The organism is Pontibacillus sp. ALD_SL1, assembly GCF_017355605.1.
Genome location: NZ_CP062975.1, coordinates 346,666 through 365,798 on the forward strand (window position 1 = coordinate 346,666; position 19,133 = coordinate 365,798).

Below are 19,133 nucleotides of genomic sequence, written 5' to 3' on the forward strand. Positions count from 1 at the left end.
GGGCAACGCATAGATGGTGAACCTGCAAAGGCAGAATATAACCCATCCACGAGGCTGCGACGCTCGCGCAACGGTCTTATAAAATAACAGCGAAAAGCTATGCTGAACTGGGCTGGAAGTAACCAGCCGTACCCTGAAGCAAGGTGCATGCAAAAGGGAATGGGGGCAACCTCCAGAAGCAGGGGATAAAAAGCCCTTGTGGTTAACAATAGGCGGAACAACCTTTAGCACCATACAGTGTATGTAATTTGGCAGCGGTAAATTTATGTGCCGTCGTTGATAAAAAGCATAAAAAGATTAATTGGAAATTGCTGGAGAAAGTCGTGAAAATCGGCGTTAGGATGCAGGATAATGTCATTGACTCGACCCCGTACTTCCTTGAGGAGAACAAAAAACAAGCTCTAGGAGAGCGACGGATCGGGCTTGGTGTCATGGGGCTTCACGACATGCTGATTTACAATGAAATACGATACGGATCAGAAGAAGGAAACCAGCTCGTCGATCAGGTGTTTGAACGAATCGCCACGACGGCTTATCAGGCTTCCGTAGATCTTGCCAAAGAGCGGGGGAGTTTTGGATTCCTGGTCGGCGAGACAAAAGAACAAACAGTGGAACTCCGCAGACGTTTTACCGAAACAGGCTTTATGAAAAAAATGCCTGCCTCAATCCGCGGACAAATTCTGGAGCACGGAATCCGCAACTCTCATTTACTAACAGTGGCACCAACAGGATCGACAGGAACAATGATGAACGTATCCACAGGTCTTGAGCCGTACTTTAGCTTCAGTTATTTCAGAAGCGGCCGCTTAGGGAAGTTTATCGAAGTCAACGCACCTATCGTGGACGAGTATTTGGCGAAGCATCCTGAGGTGGACCGAAACAAATTGCCTCATTGGTTTGTTTCAGCGATGGAATTATCGGCTGAGGAACATGCTGACACGCAGTGTGTCATTCAGAGGTGGGTGGACTCCAGTTTATCTAAAACTGTAAACGCGCCTAAAGGGTATACCGTTCAGGATGTACAAAAAGTGTATGAACGTTTGTACGAAGGAGGAGCAAAGGGCGGTACGGTTTATGTAGATGGAAGCCGAGAAGCTCAGGTGCTCACCTTAACAAAGGAAGACGGGGGACCAAAAGAAAATCAACAACCAAAAGAAAAGAATGTGGGGACTGAAGTGGGACAAACATGTCCGACCTGTTTGGAAGGTGTGATCGAAAAACGGGGAGGGTGTAATTCTTGCTCAAACTGTCAGGCCCAATTGAAATGTGACTTATAAAACACGAGATCTTCTCGTGTTTTTTCTTTATTGCTTCTATCACTGAACCTTCATTGCATCAGTAAATGCGTCAATCCTTTATCAGTAACGGATGCAATAAGAAAAGAAGGAGGAGGGGACGTGATCGCTAAAAGAAAGAAGGGGTACCAGTGTGAGGAATCTGATGAAATAAAGGGAGGCGTAGAAATGAAAGCGACGTATATGGTCTTACAAATCAATCACGAACATTGCGCTTTGCGAGCCTGTGACATTTTAGAAGTGGTCGAACTTGATACGATGGTGCAAACAAAACGAGAGGAATTGCATGTGATCAGCTGGGGAGCAGGATCCATTCCTGTTATTGATCCTAATCGCATTCTCTCGGACAGAACACATGAACCAACTGTACATTCAAGAGTGGTGATCGTGGAGCGGGAGGGGGTAAAATATGGGTTTTTAACAGAAGCCGTTCTTGATGTGATCAGCGTGGATGAAGAATGCATCGACGAACCCCCTGTTAGTGCTCCTCGTTATGTATGTGGTGTTGTTCCGTCGGAAGGAGTAAGAGTGTTAAATCCAGATGCCTTTTTACATAAGTCCCTGACAGATGTTTTCGACTCTGTTTACGGAATTGATTTAAGCTCATTGGAACAGGGACTTGTTATTCAGGGTGTTTCGTTATCGGGACGGGATTGGTTGATTGAACAGACACGCCTTAAAACCTTAAATATGGTGATTTATAACGTACGGGCTCGGGGTGAAGAGGATTCTTATCTTATGAAGGAATTGCTTCAAATGCATGAGTTGATCAGGCACCTTCAATAGCGGAGGCTCTCAATTTGCGACAAAAAAATAACAACAGGCGTTGCTGTTGTTATTTTTTCTCTTTTAATAGGTGAGAAAGAGGATTGCGGTACCCTTTTTGATTACGGTTGTCTTTTTTAGGTTTGTTTTTGTTTCCTGGACGAATGGGATTGGTAAAGATGTTTTTATGGACCAGGTTAGACATGATAATGAACGTTTCGTAAATGTGTTCGGCTGGTTTTTTGGACAGCAGAGGGGTACCCTTGTAGACACTAGGCAGAGCTTCTTCGAAGTGTTCATGTATGGATCCAACGCCTCTTTCTAATAAGGTTTCGACGCCTCGTTTGAAACTCGCTCGTGATTCCTCCTTTGATTGCGTAACGATAGGGAGGATTTTACTCGGGTCGATTTTCTTCTCAACAAACGGTCCTACTTCTGTATCGAAAAATCGGTAAAGAGCATTTAAGGTTCCTGGGTTTTCAGAAATATGTAAAAATATTTTCGTAGAACGTTTCAAAATAAATGTATTAAGGTCTGTTAATCCGCTTCCTGTGTCTATAAGGATCGTTGAGTAGTTGCTTTGTTCGGCGAGGGTGATCAGTTGGTCAAACAGGGGTATGAGGAAATCATCATCCCGTTTTTTCATTTTTAATATACATCCAGGCAGGATATTCAGGTTGTCGTAAGTCGGGTGGGTGATAATATAATCTTCAAATGTTTCAGGTGTCAGCTCTTTTCCTCCTTCAACATCTTCTATAATGGCTCCAAGATTACGGTCTGGATCAATAAAGTCAAAATATAGATTGACGTTTGCGTTCATGATATTAAAATCAAGCAGCAAAATTTTGAGCTCTTTGCGCCCTGCTAATGCAAGGGCTGTATTCGTGATGGAGAATGTTTTTCCAGACTGATCTAAGACAGACCAAAAGGAAACGATTTGCTGATAGAATGAATCTGTTGCAGCTTCAGGTGAAGAAAGTGCTTCGTAGCCATCTCCCTTTATGCCCATTGTGTCAATGGACTCATCCGACGAAGATGGAATTTCTTTTTGGTACTTTTTTAACTGTTCCATTTCTAAATGAACATCCTCAAATCCTTTCGGGTTTTGGAGACATTCTTTCAATTCAGGCACACTGAATGAGCCCGTGAATACGTCGAAGATCATCCATTGGTATAAAAACGCCTTTTCTCTCGGGTTCTCATCCTTTAGCACATATATAATCCTCACTTCAGGATGACGGGTTCTGATTTTTAAGATTAATTCCCTCATTGGTGTTACACCGTCTAACAGTTCGGACAAAATGAGGACATTGGGTTTCCTGCGGCTGACCACATCAACAACCGCTTCCTTATATAGAGCCGACCCGACAAAGTTGGCTCCGCTTACCCGTTCCTCTATCGCCTCATCAAGTTCTGGCACTCCTGTTGCTAGTACAATATCCATAATAATCACCTCGCTCACACAATGTAAGCAAAATTCATGAATGTTCAATCTTTTAGAACGGTTTTTTTAAAGGGGAAGAAGAAAGAAACGGAATGTTTTTGCTGGACACTCCGAAAATTCAAGTATAATGCGTGCGAACACACTACACATTAAAGGAGCGATTGAGATGGAAAAAGTTTTTGAAAACAGAAGATTGTTGATCCTCTTAGTTGATGTTTGGCATGTATTGTTAACGGGTGGGATATTCCTGTTAGCTTTGCCTGCATGGGTTAAATATGGAGATTTCTCGCAACAAATGATCGTTTGGGGGATTGTTTATGCCATTTTGTCTACCTGTGTTCTCATAGATAAGGGAGACGACAGTCGAACAAAGGCTCCACTCGCTTATGCTCTTGCCCTGTACGTGCTGTTGCAACCGACAGCTGGGTTATCGTTTTCCGTTCTTTTGGCTCTCGGTTTGTTTTTCGGGGTGCGTCAGTGGAAGACTGCAAATACTTATCCATTAACGGGAGTTCTGTTCGGTTTTTGGGCCGTAAGCTTTTGGGGAGCCATGGGAACGTCACGTATTGAAGATGGAGATCGTTTAATCGCCATTTTCTCACCTGTTGCTTATACGTTTGTCTGGGAATACATTTGGTTCATTGTCGCATGCGGGGCTATCACGTATGCGTTAAATGCCTTTGTTGATCGCTTTGAATTCGAAAAACGACAACAAGATGTGGGCAATTCCGAACGAACGGAAACTGTGCCTGAAAAAGAGGAAGAGAAACGCCGACCGAAAAGGGATTACAGCCATTTAAAAGGCTATGTAAATCCAGTCACGGAAGTTGCCAAAAAAATAAGAGAGTCCAAACAGAAATCAGAAGAACCTAAAGAGGAATCAAAAACAGCTTCACAACCAGAAGTAAAGGAAGGAAAGAAACAAGAAAAGAACACGACCAAGAAACCAATAACAAGAAAAGAAAGAAAAGAAAATCCGAAACAGCAAAAAGAAATAGAAGAAAAGCGAAATAACGAAAATTTCTTCAGGAATCCTGTCCCGAAGAAATTAAAACGAAAAATAAAAGAAATCATTATAAAGCTAACCCGTTAAACACAAGTCCTCGTGACCTGTGTTTTTTTTATAAAAAAAACACCACCCAAAGTTGACAACTTCTATTCCGCCTATATATTGCCCCGTGAGGTGTTGCCAATGAAAACAGTGAAAGAGTGGGTTCGTTCCAATCAGGAAAAAATTCATACGTTGCCCGTTTATATAGGGATCGTCGTTTTTGTTGGATTGTTTCTGATGGGGTTCTTTATCGGTTTTGGATACTTTGCTGCCGCCGTTTTGTTTCTTGGTTTTTACTTATTTGCACTCCAATCTGCGAATGAGCGGATTGTGAGCCCGAAAGAGCTGAAAGAAATAGAAGAGGCGCTTAACGATTTGTATGAAAAACGGAGTATTTTTGAAGAGCATTTACGAGAGTTCCCAGAGGACTTGAACGCCAAACTGGAATTGAACGAACTACAAAAAGAGATCAAGTCCTTAGAAAAAGAAAGAGGGGACGAGTAAAAAACGAAACATTTTTGATTGACATTAGCATTCGTGTGGTAAAATCTGGGAGAATTTAAAAGGAGGTTGATTACATATGAACTATGTAATGCAAAAATTTATGATGGTTATCATGGCGTTGGCCCTTATGGTAAGTGTATTCAGTTTAACAGCAACAAATGTATCTGCTGCATGTACGGCCGTAGTAAATGAAAATACAGGAGAATGGGTAACAGACGGAAATGGTAATGGATCCTGGGATGAAGGAGAGAAAACAGCAGCAACCGATACGGTCATTACAGAATGTACGGCAGCCGCTGACAGTTTATCTGGGAAAATCCTGCGTTTCGTGAAAATTATTTCTACCTTAGTCATTGTATTTGCCGTAGGTATGATTATTTATAGCGGATTTAAGTACATAACGTCACAGGGTGATCCAAAGAAATCAGAAGAAGCAAAGACACAAATGTGGCATGCAGGCGTTGGATTGTTCATCGTTATGGCCGCGTTCACAATCATGCAACTCTTCTTAAATGCAGCAGGTGGCATGTAATGACAAGGGGGTGGAGGATATGAATAAAGTGAAACGGCTTCTCATTGTAGCTGTCATCGCTTTGGCCTCCACCTTTTTCATCGCTTACGGTGGAGAGGGTGAGGTAGAAGCGAAAACATGTCCGATTGGTCAGTTTCCCTGGGTATCCGACTATAACGGCGGGGATGTTGTTGTGAAATGTAAGTTCCCTGTAACAGAAGACAACTCGAACGAAAAAATCAATAACATCAAGCAATATGTACTTTATTTCCTGAAAATGATCATTGTGACAACGACGGCTTTTGCAACATTAAGGATTGTCATGGCGGGGTATAATTACATCTTTTCAAGAGGAAACAGCGATCAGATAGAAGAGGCCAAGACAAAGATTATGCAGGCTGGTATCGGAATTCTGGTTGCAAGTTCCGCATTTATCATCCTGAACATCGTTACAACGTCATCAGGGTTTATTTTATAAGGAGGTGGATGATGTGAAAAGGATTCAAAAAGGTTTACATATTCTTTTATTGATTGTACTTCTCATTCCCATCATGGCACCTTCTTTGGCTATGGCCAGAAACGTAGAGGATGCCATTAATGTAAATGGAGATGATGATAGATCGGTCAGTCAGGAAGTATTAAATGCGGTGGGTCAAAAAGGGACGAACATCCCACAAGGCATTCCAGAAGGTTCGGCTATTATTGCTTATGAAGGGCTTTTGACTAAAACATTTATCGAAGAGAACGCTTGTACGATCAGTGATAATGGGCCGAAAATTATTGAGGATGCCAAACCAAGTGAGGAAGCAGGCAAATCGTTATCGGGGAAAGTGCTCGGAATTGTGACAAGCATCATTGCTGCTCCGATCAAATTGATCGCTGATATATTATTTTCAACAGAGTGTGCTTCATACGGAAATAAAAGTGCGAATTTCAGTGTCGTATCTCAGATCACAAATATCACCAAACCGCTGAACCTGACAAATAACGCTGTTGTGATGAAGCTGACGTCCATTATGCAAAGCCTGGCGTATGTTGTTGCGATTGGTCTTATTGTATTTTATGGCGTGATGTATACAACAGGGTACCAAAATTTAAATCCTGTTTCATTTGGGATTCGGGTCTTTTTCTCCCTCATGTTTGTGTATTATCTCCCGTATCTGATCCAGGATGTACTCAATATCAACAACATCATTGTACATAACTTAAATAATATCACGATGACCTTTGACGGTAGTAATGGCAGCGCATCTAGTACGTTCGCTAAAGCGATCCATGACTTTGCAACGGCCTTGACAGGAGAAGATTTCCTCAAGAACTTGCTTATGTTAGTGATTGTTATTGCGATGCTGTACTTCTCTATTGCACCACTATTAAAAATTATCATGTGGTGGTATATGCGATTGCTGCGCATATTCTTCTATTCTATTATTGGCCCAATCATTGTTGTTTTTATGGCACTTCCGCAAACCGCAAGTATGGCTGTTAAATGGGTAAGAAATATGGTTGGTGAAATCTTCTCTCAATTGTTCATGGTGCTCGGAACGGTGATGGTTTCGTATATCCTTGTAAACATGAAACCATTTGCCGAGATGGTGGATCTTGGTTGGCTGGGCCAGATTGTGCTCGTTTACGCCTGTATATATTTCCTCGCATCAGCAGCTGATGTGAGCAAAGAGTTTATCGGCGGGATTAACGCGGGTGACGCAGGCGGTGCGGTTAAGCAATTGGGTAAAAATGCGAAATTTGTAGGTGGCCAAGCAACAAACTCTGGAAAAGCAACTTATGCTGGCATGAGAGGTAAGGAGATGGGAGGTAAAGGTGCCAATCAAATTGGTGCTAAAATCGGTCAAAAAGTCGGCGGAGGAGTTCGAAAAGTCGGAAGTAAGTCTCCACAAGTTCATGCAATGAGACATGCGAAGAACACGGCAAAAGAAATGAACGCTGCCCGTAAAGCGAAGGGAGAGGCGCGCAAAGCAGAGTACAGCAAACAAGGTCAGCACAAGTTGGATACATTCGTCTCTTACCACACAAAAGGGAAGGCCACGTCTACCTCCATGAGGCAAAAAGCAAGAGGAGACGCTGCTACCAATAATAAATTTGCAGAAGCTTCAGGACGAAATCAGGAACGAGAGCTCAATAAGTTCGTCGGGCCGAACCTTGAGTCCAATGATGAGCTGAAAAATCGCAATAAATCTGGGTCTGGCGGTCCGCCTGATGGACCACCACCAGGTGGAGGGGGCGGGCCTAGTGGTCCTCCAGACCCGCCAGGAGGCGGCGCGTCTAGTGGCGGAGGAGACGAAGGTCCGATGCAACATACAAACATCCAGGACTTCCTCAACAACCGAGAACGAGTAAACCAGGACGGGCCTGTATACGACCAGCTTCACAAACAGGGCGGGAATACAAATCGACAAAACAAAAAACAAGAAGCATCAGAACAGCGGAAAGAGGACAATCAAACTCGTTCCAAAGGCCTTGAGAACAAGCATTTTGGAAACACAAATTATACGCCAAGTCAGCGTACCGTTGCCTATAAAAATAAAAAGCAATCGCATTTGCTCCGCAAGAAACAACGACAAAATATGCAAACGCCAACATTCTCTGAAAGAGGGTTGCCGAAATCGAGAGTAACAGGAGAATTTGAGGGCCGATCAGACATGAGGCAACAGGCGATCAATGAAAAGGTCGACCAAAATGCGAAGAAAGAAGGCTACAAGCCACAAGAAAAACCTAAACAAATGTCTCAGGAACAACAAGACGTGGCTGTTAAGAAATCGATTGAACGACACAAAAAGAAAATCAACAAACGACCGCCAGAAATAGCGTAAGCACTTAAAAAAGAGGGGTGAAAAACATGTATGAGTATACGGTTCCGCAAGAAATGAACCAGCAAGACCGAATTGGAAATTTCACAATGTCTCAAGCTGCTATTTTAGGAGCGGGCACCCTGATCGGGATGCTCCTCCTTGCAAGCGGCATGAACATTATATTGGCATTGGTGTTGGATGTATTCATTGCTGCTGGATGTGCTTATTTAATGTATAAAAAGAAATATAACATTCCAATTTATGAATTTGGTCTGGTTTATTTGATGTTTATTGCAACACCGAGATTATTAGTCTATCGAAAAGAAAACATGCTAGATGATGAGACAGGAGACATCCAAATTTTAATCGATGAGGAGGAGGAGGAGGGAGATGAGTGATATCTTAATCGGAATTCTGCTCGCCATCGTTGGGGGAGCAGGTTTCATAGCATATAAATGGTGGAAAGGGCGGGATCATGATTCGACAAGTCCCAATCAGCTTATTCCAACAACTCAGGATCACCTGGCCATTGATTACATCAGAAGTGGTGTGGTGAAGCTCAAAAATGGCGGGTACCGTCTTATTGTAGAATTGCCTTCATTGAATATTGATCTAATGGAACCCGAAGAAAAAGAGGGGATCCTGGAAAGGTATCGACAGGTGTTGAATGCTATCGAATTTCCTTTTCAGTATTTGCAACAGTCCCGAGTGGTGGACGTGTCTGAGTACCTGGACACGTTGGACACCCATAAATCGAATGCCAAAAATCCGTTGCTTGAAAAACAGTTGGAATACTACTCTGAATTTCTGGTTGACCTGATTCGTGAGCGTTCTGTTTTAACCAAGAAGTTTTACCTAGTCATTCCCTATGATGAGGAAAAAGAGATGGCGAACCGTACATATGCCAAAGAAAAGAACAAAAAAGGAAAAAAAGAAACGGCTCAGTCAAACAGTGTCTACGATGAAGAGAAACGGTTTGAACGAGCGAAAAAACAGCTGTTCTTAAGAGGTACCATGATTGAACGAGCGTTCCGAAGGTTTCAAATAAATCCTGTTATTTTAAACGACCAAGAAGTACTGGAGTTGTTTTATACGTCTTACAACAAAGACCGATCTGTCATCCAATCATTCAAAAATAAAAAGCTAGAAGATTACACCACTATACGTGTTAAAAGCGGTCAACGTGCAAAGGGAGGGGTGAACAATGAAATTTGATTTATCAAAAGTCAATGAGGGAGGAAGCCATGAGTTTGATACGCGGAAACGAGATATTTTAGATCGCGGGCAACTGCGAGTAAGTGATTTGATTGCACCAGATGCGATTGAAAATGATGTGAACCACATTAAAGTTGGAAATCGTTTTCTCAGGACGTTAATTGTGACAGGGTATCCGAGAACCGTTCATATCGGCTGGCTCAATCGGCTGTACTCTTATACAGCTAACATTGATATCTCTTCCCACATAGAGCCCCTTCCGACAACACGTGTTATTAAGACCCTGAATCGGAAAATCGGTCAATACATATCCACTCAACGAATGGATCAGGAACGCGGGAAGCTTTCTGATGTTGCGATCGAAACAGCTTTGGAGGATGCGATGACATTAAGGGACTCCATCCAAAAGGGAATGGAGAAGCTGTATTACCAAACGATTTATATCAGTATTGCTGGAAAATCAGAAGATGAGCTTGATTCATTAACGGATGAGATCGAGACCCTTTGTGGCGGGATCGGTATGACAACTCGTCACGCCATGTATCAGCAAACACAGGGGTTTCATTCGGTTTTGCCTGTATCGGATGATCGTCTTCGTTACCGCAGGAATTTTGATACATCTTCTTTGGCCACCTGCTTTCCGATCGTTTCGGCCGAGTTAACGGATACAGACGGAACACCAATCCTGTATGGATTGAATATGATTAATCAATCACTTGTTCTGTTTGATCGTTTTAAACTCAAAAACTACAATTCTCTCACCCTTGGGACAAGCGGAAGCGGGAAAAGTTATTTTGTCAAACTTGAAGCCATACGAAGCATGGCCCTCGGGACAGACATACTTATCTTGGACCCCCAGGGAGAATATGGAAGAATTGCAGATGCGATTGGTGGTCAGAATATTAAACTATCATCGAACTCACCACATCGGATCAATCCGCTTGATCTTCAGTTTGTCGGTGAAGAAGAGAATGGGCAAAACTTTCTAACTCAAAAAATCCTGGATGTATATGCCATTTTAGAAGTTATGATTGGGCGAGAGTTTAATGCAAAAGAAAGGAAAGTTGTGTTACACGCACTGGAAGAAACCTATGCGGATTATAATATCACAAGAGACAAAACCAGCTTAAAAACCGATGAGTTTGTAGACGGGGAGCGGTTCACCCTTTCTGGTAAGAAGAAACGAATGCCAACGCTCACAGACCTTGATAAAAAGTTGCGTAAGGATGAAATCGGTGTTGAAATCTGTGAAGAGCTGCACCCTTACATAAACGGATTTCTTAGTTTGTTCAACGGAGAAACGAACGTGAACACAGATTCGAACTTCCTGGTCTTCGATATTAAAGATATGGAAAGAGAACTCTCTGACCTTTCCATGTTTATCGTGCTCGAATTTATATGGAATAAGGTAAAAAGTGGCGACAACAGGCGACGCTTGCTTGTGGTCGATGAAGCCTGGATGCTCATGCAGAACGAGCAAAGTGCTTCCTATGTAATCCGAGTTGCGAAGACTGCCCGAAAATTTAACTGTGGCCTTAGCATTTTAAGCCAGCAGGCAAGGGACTTCTTCGAGAACGGTGGAGAGGGGATTGTCGGGAACACCTCCATGCAGATTCTTCTTCAACAACACTCGAATGATGTGAAGTATGTAGGGGAGATGCTTGGATTATCAGGTAATGAAATTGGAATGCTCACAACAGCAGACCGAGGAGAAGCTCTTATATTCGCAGGGGATAATCATACGGCTGTTCAGGTGGTAAGTCATGAGTTTGAACATATTATATGCAGCACAGATCCAAATGATATTGCTCAGTTCGAGGAATTGAAAGCGATGATTGAAAACGGTGAGCTGTAAGACCAGATACCCATAAGGTTCTGGTCTTTTTTTATGGACTTTAAGATGCCCGCTGTTATAATTTGGAAAATTGTGAGGTGGTGAGTATGCCTTTATTAGGTGCCTTATTGAAAAAAGTGCTTCTGGCTTTTTTGAAATCTAAAATAGGGAAGTTCATGATTGCTTTGTTTGTTCCGCTATATTTGATGATTGTTGTAGCTGGTCCCATAGCCATATGGAGTACTTTTTTATGTTGGGGGCCACTTGGGAGTTTTTGCGATGATGGAGAAGAGGAATATTATAACGTAATCGCAAGCTCTATTACAAACAAAGAAATTATGGATATGGCAGATAAAATCAAGAATGCACGAGAGCGCATTAATGAAGATGTAACGATACCAGGAGAAGATTACACGATGATATTTCCTGGTATGGTAGGCAGCGGAAATGCCTTTGTTCTGGCGTCTGACGGAACTTTGGCGGGTGAGATTGCTAATGTGATCTCTCAAGTGGAGAGTGGAAAAGATTATGGGTTGGTGCATGGATCCGATATTGGCGGGAAAGTTGCAGGTATGACGATCGGGAAATATCAAATGACCGCAGATCGTGCCGCAAAAATGCTTTACATGATTTGGCAAGAGGATGAATTGACGTTTTATCAGTATATTCCAAAGGGGACACCGTTAGCCAATGACATCGAAAATCATACGGGCTGGGATTACTGGAAAAACAGAGCGTTGGAAAGTTATGAGGTCAATGCTGTCGAGCGTGTAATCGCTACCGAAGTAGGCATACGAATGCAGGAACTGCAAATGAAGCAAGATGTTCAAAGTTACATAAAAAATGGGCGAGCGGCAGGGATTCAACAGGATAAAGCGTTGTGCTATTACTCAGATATTGTCCACCAAAGTCCAGCATCAACAAAAACCATTTTGAATTCCATCAGCGGTGAAGTGACGCTCGAGGTTTTGCACGCAAGAACGTTAACCATGACCGCTTTATCAGAGTATAAAACAAGGAGAAATACGGTTCATGATTTTTGTAATAAAATGGTGGTCACTGAGGCTGAAGATCAAGGGGACGAAGATACGGAAGAAGAGCCTGCTGAAAACGAACAAGACGGTAAGGATAACGAATCTGATGAGGAAGGAAAAGACGAAGGAAATGTAGAAGACACGGCGCAAACTAAGGGAGACGCCATTGCGTTAGGGGCGATGGAAATGTGGAAGAGTTATAGCAACGATTTAGGTGTAAGCAACCCGATTACCTATCAGATGGGAGCGGGTCGTCCGACAAACGGGGATGCACATACGATTATAACTCAGCGTCAAGGAGACTGCTCCGCATTTACAGCTTATGTGTTTAAACAGTACGCTGATATCAATATTAAATGGACGGCTGCAACGCAGGCGACGGATGGAGCTCCGATTTGGAACAAAAGTGACTTGCTTCCTGGGGACTTGGTTGTGTTCGGTCCGTCGGGTGCGTATAGAGGGCACATCTGGAACTCTCCCAAAGGACCACAATACATCAGTCATATAGGCATTTATGTCGGGGGAGGAGAATTTGTTCACCTGCATGGAGGATCGCCTGGAACAATCAGTAAAACATCTTTGTCAAATTATACTTCTGTTCAATTTATTGCGGGAATTCGCGTTACAGACCCAGGTACCGCTCCTGATGGTTATGGGTTGGCAGGTGAAGGGTATGATATGGCTGAAGTTCATATTATGGCGATGTTACAAACGGATTATTACGCCGCTTTAGGAATGGATTTCACGGTAAAGAATGAGGATAAAGAAGACATCTATGTGAAGGAATTAGAGGAAGAATACAAAGATACAAAGATAGGGAAAACATGGAAGCTCGCAAAAGAGTTGCGAGAAGATTATATGTTCGGGGTTTCAGGATTCTTAAGCAAAACGAAACATATTGTGACATTCTGGAAATCTGAAGAAGATTTTAAAGAATGGGAAGTGGAAGATTGGATCATGGAAGCAAGAATGCAAGTGTTGGCCTGTTATTTAATTGGTGATAATACGGGTGGAAGAAATTGGTACACGGCAGGGTGGGTAGCGGTTTGGGGAGACAATCCTTGTAAAAAAGTAAATGATTATCATTTATTAACTTCCTCAGATTTTTCGAATAAAAAGATGAATAAGCACAATTATTACAATGGAACACTGACTCAAAAGCATGACAGAGAAATCACCAAATGGAAATGCGTTGGGAAAGAGATCTATTATGAGGATCGTATTACATTGGATGATAATGGGAACGAAGTGATCGAACAAGTAAAGAAAAAAAGAAGTGTTGATCTGGAGACACCTTATACAGAGATTATATCCACGGTTATAAAAGATGAAAAAGGGAATCCATTGCAACCTGGACACCACAAAGGGTACCGAATCGATGTCGTTGAACAAGAGAGAGCTAAACCTGATTGCACCTCGTCTCGATCGGATATTGTTGAAGAAAAAGCTGTGTCTGTAAATCCAGATAAGTTTAAGGTCACCACCTTTCATGATTTAAGAGACGGGGAAGCGGATTTAACTGGGGTTGGAGGAATATTGTATGAGTATGAACAATTTTCTCTTATAGAGGAAGGGGTAACGGTGGATGAAGAAGTCGATGACAATTACATGAGTCTGATCAAATACTACATTGATGAAATGCTTGGAACAGAGGATTATTCAATCCCGATCAATACGCCTCAAATTGATGGGTTCTTGTACTCAATTGATCCAAATGACTACAATTGGCAGATCACATCCACATACGGAATGAGAACCCGAAACGGGGTTTCGAAACTACATGAAGGCACTGATGTAACTGGAATAGAAGGAAAAACACCAATACGAGCTATGAAAGATGGGCTTGTGGTTGTATCGGAAGACAACAGTTCATATGGGAACCTTGTGTTTTTGAGGCATGAAACGGACACTGGCGAATCGATGTACACAAGTTACGCTCATATGACGACCCGATTGGTAAATACGGGTGACTCCGTTTACCAGGGAGAAGCACTTGGGTTCCTTGGGAATACAGGGGATAGTGATGGTGCTCATTTGCACTTTGAATTTTGTGCTACTCTGGTAGGTTCAGACTGTCGTGGCGCCCTCAAGCCTACAACGTTCCTTCCTATGCCTCCAAAGGGTGTTCCTGTTACGGAATGGAGTGGATATGATGAATATTTAGAAATATTGGAATCAGCTGATGATCTGCCTTTTGAAAGTGATACACCCGCTCAGAACAACTAAAAAACACCTGTTTCCAGGTGTTTTTTACTTTTCCCAAACCATTTTTTCCGCTTGTTGAGAAGGGTTCACATAGTAAATCGCCTTGTTATTTACTTCGAATTCGTGTACATCTGAACGAAGCACGGAACTCTTTTTTGTTTCCGTGTTGTAAATGGTTAATATCCCTTCTTGCGAAACGAGTAAGAGAGTGTCTGTCAGCCAATGAACATCTGTAATAGTGGTGTACCCATCTGCCCGTTCATTGTTCACATACAATGCAGATGTATCAGAAGCACGGTCGTGAATGAACCAGTCACCCTTTTTATTAAATTCCAGGGAAACAGGAGATGAGATAGATTGATCGATGTCTTTGTAAGGGATTAAATTTTTTGCACCGATTTGGATTTGACTGATCGTGCTTGTTTCTGGTGACACAACAAGCAAACGGTTGTCGTGAATATCGAACGCGCCGCTTGTATCAAAGTAGGCATACGATTGCTCTTCTGGGAGGTATTCATCCCTTTTTTTTGGGACAATTTTATACTGAGTGGAATCTGAGGTCTCCTCGCGGTAACCATGGGTATAAAAGACTCCCCCCTCGTGATAAACAATGCCTGATACAGGAAGCGATCTTGAAGCAATATCGAGCACGCTGTGATCAAAGAAGTCGTTCAGGTTGAAAAAATGGACGGATTCTTCTTCGGCCGTCTCAACCCGAACCGTATAAACGATGTAGGTCTCATTATCTGATATAGAGGCAGCATTTACATATTCCGCTATTTTCTTCCCTTCCTGTTTTTCTAAATCGTAGTAGTAGAGATAGCCTCCGAATGATTTGAAAAGCAGGTAACGGTCCGTAGAATCAATCAGAACAGGTGCTGTTCCTGGAACCGTAAACAACGCTTCTACTTCTGGTTTTTCAAAAGTGACCGATTCCGTGGTGTAAGAAGCTTTCGTTCCGTCGCTAAATGGATCCTGGGCGCTATCTGGATGGTCATGATTTTCCGAAATTGTTTCTTTTGTATCAGGGTCTGAAGATTTGCTCTCTTGATTTTTAAACAGGGGAATAAGCAGCAGTAACAGACTCAGAGCAATCAACAAGCCAAAAAAGATCCAGCCTTTCTTTGTAATCTTACTCATGTGTCCACCTCCTAAAGGTTTATACAATACTACACCAGTTTCCGTTCATTTCATCATTTGTTACAAAAAAACTTCCCCCTTATCTATTCTATGGTAGAATGCTTGAAAATAGAGGGGGGATCGTATGTTTTTACTGGAGATTGGGTTGTTTTTGGCCATCAGCATTATGGCGATCGTGATTACGCCTCGGATACTTTGGATTGTATTTTTCTTTTTTGTCTACCGATTTTGGGAGCTGGTTTTGACCTACGAGTTTTTGTCATCTTACATATCATTTGAAATGAAGAAAGATTATTATCTGATACTTATCATCATTACAATTGTCACCTACGGCCTTGTCATGCTCTCTGCTCGTCACACTCCGATCCTCCAGTACGTTTTTTGTGTGGTCATGATTCTTTACACCCTTAGGGTACATAGTCTTTCAGACGTTTTCTTGTTTAAAGACTATTTAGAAGCAAGGGGGATGTGGGATCTTGGTTATTGGAAGGATCAATTAGGAGGACTGTTTGATATTACAATGGATGATGTGAAAGGAAGTTTAGAAAAGGTGTGGGCAGCGATCGTATCATTCTTTTCGAGGCTTGCTGACTATGTGAAGGGATTGTAACTACGGGTTAACCGTAGTTTTTTTTGTTTCAAAAACAGGAGGAGAAAATGGGATAAGAATGAGGGATCCCCCTTTAAACAACGAAATGTTGAAGGATGGAACCACTTAAAAAGGGGTGAAGCAATGAAAATCGAAGGGATTCGTCAAAGCGGAGTGCCTGAACAACCCTTTACCAATAAGGGTGCACAGACCCAGGAAAACCTTTTCACCAACATCTTGCAAAAACAGTCTAAGCCTGAACCAGCCCATGTATTAGAAGGAAAGATGGAGGAAATGGTTCGAAGCGTGGAAGTGTTAAGGAAACAGCTTGATTTTGATTTAAACCTTGAAAACTTAAGGGAGTACAGGGCAGCCGTTCAGCAGTTTCTGCGTCATTATGTGAAGGAAAACCTTCAGGCAGGGGAATTTCGGATGAATGATGGAAAGAAATTAGTGATTATACGAGAGATTGATCGGAAAGTGAATGATCTTGCAGAAGAATTATTGGAGACAAATGAAGGACATTTAAATGCTTTAAAAGAGATCGGGGAAATACAGGGGCTTCTCGTCAATTTGTATATGTAACGTAAAGTAAGGTAAAGAAGTGTAAAGATGCTTAAAGATTTCGCCAAATAAGCCGACTAGTAACTAATAACCAAGGAGGTTATCCTATGAGGATTGACGCGAGTGGTTTTGGTAGTTTGTATAAGAGAGATGTTCAACATTCAAAGGTCGGGGCGGACGTGCGCCCTTTGAAAGAAAATGCGGAAGACGTGAGCTTGAAGGTAGAAACAAGTGAACTCTATGAGTTGCAGAAGAAGGCTGACCGTTTAGAAAACCTAAACATTCAAAAAATCAAACGCTTGCAGCAGGAAATAACAGACGGAACCTATGAGGTTAAAGGAATGGATATTGTATCAAAATTAAAGGCAGGTCGTGGATGATGGATGTAATGAACCAATTTAAAGAAGTTGTAGATAGAACGGAATCCCTTTACCTTGCTCAAAAGGAGAAGTACGGGAGTCTCCAACGAAAGGACTGGAAAAGGTGGTCTGCTTTACAAAAAGAAGAGCAACTGCTCATGTATGATCTCGAACAGGCTATAAAAACCATGAAAACCATGTTAGGCAATCATTCTCTTTCGGATTATGAAAATACAGAGGACCTCGGGGAAAGGGAACTATTTATGGCGTGTCAGCGACGCGCCATTCATTTTGATCGTGAGTTAAAAAATATAACAACACAATGCGAACGTCTAATGGAAGGGTATGCCACAACAGAACGCATTAAATTAGAGGCCTTTCAAAAGGTTGCTCAACAACAGGAAGGGCAGGTCAGCTTATTCAATCACAAATATTAAGGAGGGGTTTTTATGGGGTTTAGCTTTGATATATCACAATCAGGCTTATTGGCAGCCAGGCGAGGAATCAATGTGGCGCAAAACAATATCGCAAATGCCAACACGGATGGCTATGCGCGGGAGCGGTTAGAGCTGGCTCCGAATACCACAAATTCAGGAGCAACAATCGATGGTCAAATCGGATCAGGAGTTGTGACCAAGGAAGTTGTCCGTTTAGTTGATGAACTAATGCTTCAACAGTCCCGTCATGAAATGGGTCAGACAGATTATTTCAGTTCCATGCGTCAGCATCTGTCGAACCTTGAGAGTGTCTTCTCAGAGACAAAAGAAGGGTCCGTTTCAGCATTACTCTCTCAGTTTTACTATGCGTATGAAGAATTAGCCAAATATCCTGAGCAGCATTCCTACCGTCTTTCGTTAGTGGGACAAGCAGAACGATTAGCCGAGAAATTTAATTCCATTCAGGAGAAAATGTCTCAAATGAGGAGTGAAGTGGATCAAACTATTGAAGTGAAGAGAAACAAAATCAACGAATTAGTAGACAAGATAGCGAACGTCAATGATCGGATTGGGAAAACTGGGGGCGGGAACGCCAACGCTTTAATGGATGAACGGGATCGGTATATAAACGAGTTATCTGTTTATGGAGGTGTTGTTGTTGAGCAGAGTGCCGAAGGGAAAGGAATTGTGAATGTTCGTTTCGGTGAAGCGCTGCTCGTGTCTGGCACAAGAGGGAATCGTTTGGAAATGATGGAGATGAATGACGGGGAGATTGTACTGCACACAGGTAGCGTAACAGCTAGAGTTGAAGGGGGTTCTCTGGCTGCTGATCTTGATTTCCGAAATCGTTCCCTTCCACAGTACAATGATACGTTGAACCTGCTTGTCGGAGACGTAATCGCAAACGTAAACGGCATTCACGCAACAGGTTACGGGCTCGACAATACGACAGGGGAACCGTTCTTTCTCGGAGGTAACGCAGGAAGCATTGCCGTCAATACTGTGTTAAAACAAGCGCCTGAAAAAGTGGCCACCTCTTCCGTCGCTGGTGCAGAAGGGAATAATGATATCGCCAGACAAATTGCTTCGCTTCGAACGTCCCCGACTTTGAACGGAGGAACAACATCACCTGTTGCGTTTTATGACGGGTTTAGTATTCAAATGGCATCCGATTTGCATATCGCTAAAGATAATGAAAAAGTGCATGAAGCTATTTTGTTGAATGTGAATGAACAAAAAGAAGCGGTTCAGGGTGTTAACACGGACGAGGAAATGACAAATCTTATGATGTTCCAACAATATTATCAGGCTAATGCGAAGGCCATCAGTATCATCAAAGAGTCTCTTGATGCTCTGATGAGAATGATTTAAACAAG

General features: G+C 42.4%; 17 protein-coding genes and 1 pseudogene. 16 read left to right on the forward strand and 2 right to left on the reverse strand.

The window, feature by feature from the left end; genetic code table 11:
• Positions 1–215 precede the first annotated feature (215 nt).
• Both IMZ31_RS20890 and IMZ31_RS20895 read left to right on the forward strand, forming a co-directional pair.
• Positions 216–1,277, forward strand: a pseudogene (locus IMZ31_RS20890) (ribonucleotide-diphosphate reductase subunit alpha); the annotation flags it as partial.
• Between the two features lie 120 nt (positions 1,278–1,397).
• Positions 1,398–2,081 (forward strand): chemotaxis protein CheW, encoded by a 684-nt coding sequence (locus tag IMZ31_RS20895; protein WP_207531468.1) that lies wholly within the window; start codon positions 1,398–1,400, stop codon positions 2,079–2,081.
• Between the two features lie 49 nt (positions 2,082–2,130).
• On the opposite strand, the gene IMZ31_RS20900 is transcribed toward IMZ31_RS20895, so the two are convergent.
• Entirely contained in the window at positions 2,131–3,504 is a 1,374-nt protein-coding gene (locus IMZ31_RS20900; protein WP_207531469.1) for a CpaE/TadZ family protein, read from the reverse strand.
• 166 nt (positions 3,505–3,670) lie between these two features.
• Between IMZ31_RS20900 and IMZ31_RS20905 the strand changes: the two genes are divergently transcribed.
• From IMZ31_RS20905 to IMZ31_RS20945, 9 genes are all read left to right on the forward strand, one after another.
• Positions 3,671–4,597, forward strand: coding sequence for a hypothetical protein (locus IMZ31_RS20905; RefSeq protein WP_207531470.1), 927 nt, complete (start codon positions 3,671–3,673; stop codon positions 4,595–4,597).
• A gap of 99 nt (positions 4,598–4,696) precedes the next feature.
• Positions 4,697–5,059 (forward strand): hypothetical protein, encoded by a 363-nt coding sequence (locus IMZ31_RS20910; RefSeq protein ID WP_207531471.1) that lies wholly within the window; start codon positions 4,697–4,699, stop codon positions 5,057–5,059.
• Between the two features lie 76 nt (positions 5,060–5,135).
• Positions 5,136–5,591 carry an Mbov_0395 family pilin-like conjugal transfer protein gene (locus tag IMZ31_RS20915; protein WP_207531472.1) on the forward strand — a complete coding sequence of 152 codons (456 nt, stop codon included), beginning with the start codon at positions 5,136–5,138 and terminating at the stop codon, positions 5,589–5,591.
• Positions 5,592–5,610: 19 nt separating this feature from the next.
• Complete coding sequence (locus IMZ31_RS20920; protein ID WP_207531473.1) at positions 5,611–6,048, forward strand: hypothetical protein; 438 nt, start codon at positions 5,611–5,613, stop codon at positions 6,046–6,048.
• 13 nt (positions 6,049–6,061) lie between these two features.
• Positions 6,062–8,401 carry a TrbL/VirB6 family protein gene (locus IMZ31_RS20925; RefSeq protein ID WP_207531474.1) on the forward strand — a complete coding sequence of 780 codons (2,340 nt, stop codon included), beginning with the start codon at positions 6,062–6,064 and terminating at the stop codon, positions 8,399–8,401.
• Between the two features lie 26 nt (positions 8,402–8,427).
• Positions 8,428–8,778, forward strand: coding sequence for a hypothetical protein (locus IMZ31_RS20930; RefSeq protein ID WP_207531475.1), 351 nt, complete (start codon positions 8,428–8,430; stop codon positions 8,776–8,778).
• Positions 8,771–9,595: a TraC-like domain-containing protein gene (locus tag IMZ31_RS20935; protein WP_207531476.1), complete on the forward strand. Its 825-nt coding sequence runs from the start codon at positions 8,771–8,773 to the stop codon at positions 9,593–9,595. The genes IMZ31_RS20930 and IMZ31_RS20935 overlap by 8 nt, the downstream gene beginning before the upstream one ends.
• Positions 9,585–11,450, forward strand: a complete 1,866-nt coding sequence (locus IMZ31_RS20940; protein WP_207531477.1) for a VirB4-like conjugal transfer ATPase, CD1110 family — start codon at positions 9,585–9,587, stop codon at positions 11,448–11,450. The genes IMZ31_RS20935 and IMZ31_RS20940 overlap by 11 nt, the downstream gene beginning before the upstream one ends.
• Positions 11,451–11,536: 86 nt before the next feature.
• Positions 11,537–14,689 carry a peptidoglycan DD-metalloendopeptidase family protein gene (locus IMZ31_RS20945; RefSeq protein WP_207531478.1) on the forward strand — a complete coding sequence of 1,051 codons (3,153 nt, stop codon included), beginning with the start codon at positions 11,537–11,539 and terminating at the stop codon, positions 14,687–14,689.
• Between the two features lie 24 nt (positions 14,690–14,713).
• Here the strand turns inward: IMZ31_RS20945 and IMZ31_RS20950 are convergent, their stop codons facing one another.
• Positions 14,714–15,808, reverse strand: coding sequence for a hypothetical protein (locus IMZ31_RS20950; protein ID WP_207531479.1), 1,095 nt, complete (start codon positions 15,806–15,808; stop codon positions 14,714–14,716).
• 124 nt (positions 15,809–15,932) lie between these two features.
• Here IMZ31_RS20950 and IMZ31_RS20955 point away from each other — a divergent pair, with 124 nt between their 5' ends.
• From IMZ31_RS20955 to flgK, 5 genes are all read left to right on the forward strand, one after another.
• Positions 15,933–16,418 (forward strand): hypothetical protein, encoded by a 486-nt coding sequence (locus IMZ31_RS20955; protein ID WP_207531480.1) that lies wholly within the window; start codon positions 15,933–15,935, stop codon positions 16,416–16,418.
• Between the two features lie 123 nt (positions 16,419–16,541).
• Positions 16,542–16,982 (forward strand): YaaR family protein, encoded by a 441-nt coding sequence (locus IMZ31_RS20960; protein ID WP_207531481.1) that lies wholly within the window; start codon positions 16,542–16,544, stop codon positions 16,980–16,982.
• An 86-nt stretch (positions 16,983–17,068) separates the two neighbouring features.
• Entirely contained in the window at positions 17,069–17,341 is a 273-nt protein-coding gene (locus IMZ31_RS20965) for a flagellar biosynthesis anti-sigma factor FlgM (RefSeq protein WP_207531482.1), read from the forward strand.
• Between the two features lie 8 nt (positions 17,342–17,349).
• A complete protein-coding gene (locus tag IMZ31_RS20970) occupies positions 17,350–17,757 on the forward strand; it encodes a hypothetical protein (RefSeq protein ID WP_207531483.1) in 408 nt (135 codons plus the stop codon).
• A 12-nt stretch (positions 17,758–17,769) separates the two neighbouring features.
• On the forward strand, positions 17,770–19,128 hold the full coding sequence (gene flgK / locus IMZ31_RS20975) for a flagellar hook-associated protein FlgK (protein WP_207531484.1): 1,359 nt from the start codon (positions 17,770–17,772) through the stop codon (positions 19,126–19,128).
• Positions 19,129–19,133: the final 5 nt, after the last annotated feature.

Excerpts from the sequence above, each read along its gene's own strand:
- IMZ31_RS20955 (WP_207531480.1), top strand. The coding sequence starts at position 15,933 with ATGTTTTTACTGGAGATTGGGTTGTTTTTGGCCATCAGCATTATGGCG.
- IMZ31_RS20915 (WP_207531472.1), top strand. The coding sequence starts at position 5,136 with ATGAACTATGTAATGCAAAAATTTATGATGGTTATCATGGCGTTGGCC.
- IMZ31_RS20910 (WP_207531471.1), top strand. The coding sequence starts at position 4,697 with ATGAAAACAGTGAAAGAGTGGGTTCGTTCCAATCAGGAAAAAATTCAT.
- flgK (WP_207531484.1), top strand. The coding sequence starts at position 17,770 with ATGGGGTTTAGCTTTGATATATCACAATCAGGCTTATTGGCAGCCAGG.
- IMZ31_RS20940 (WP_207531477.1), top strand. The coding sequence starts at position 9,585 with ATGAAATTTGATTTATCAAAAGTCAATGAGGGAGGAAGCCATGAGTTT.
- IMZ31_RS20900 (WP_207531469.1), bottom strand. The coding sequence starts at position 3,504 with ATGGATATTGTACTAGCAACAGGAGTGCCAGAACTTGATGAGGCGATA.
- IMZ31_RS20965 (WP_207531482.1), top strand. The coding sequence starts at position 17,069 with ATGAGGATTGACGCGAGTGGTTTTGGTAGTTTGTATAAGAGAGATGTT.
- IMZ31_RS20950 (WP_207531479.1), bottom strand. The coding sequence starts at position 15,808 with ATGAGTAAGATTACAAAGAAAGGCTGGATCTTTTTTGGCTTGTTGATT.
- IMZ31_RS20945 (WP_207531478.1), top strand. The coding sequence starts at position 11,537 with ATGCCTTTATTAGGTGCCTTATTGAAAAAAGTGCTTCTGGCTTTTTTG.
- IMZ31_RS20960 (WP_207531481.1), top strand. The coding sequence starts at position 16,542 with ATGAAAATCGAAGGGATTCGTCAAAGCGGAGTGCCTGAACAACCCTTT.
- IMZ31_RS20930 (WP_207531475.1), top strand. The coding sequence starts at position 8,428 with ATGTATGAGTATACGGTTCCGCAAGAAATGAACCAGCAAGACCGAATT.
- IMZ31_RS20970 (WP_207531483.1), top strand. The coding sequence starts at position 17,350 with ATGAACCAATTTAAAGAAGTTGTAGATAGAACGGAATCCCTTTACCTT.
- IMZ31_RS20935 (WP_207531476.1), top strand. The coding sequence starts at position 8,771 with ATGAGTGATATCTTAATCGGAATTCTGCTCGCCATCGTTGGGGGAGCA.
- IMZ31_RS20920 (WP_207531473.1), top strand. The coding sequence starts at position 5,611 with ATGAATAAAGTGAAACGGCTTCTCATTGTAGCTGTCATCGCTTTGGCC.
- IMZ31_RS20905 (WP_207531470.1), top strand. The coding sequence starts at position 3,671 with ATGGAAAAAGTTTTTGAAAACAGAAGATTGTTGATCCTCTTAGTTGAT.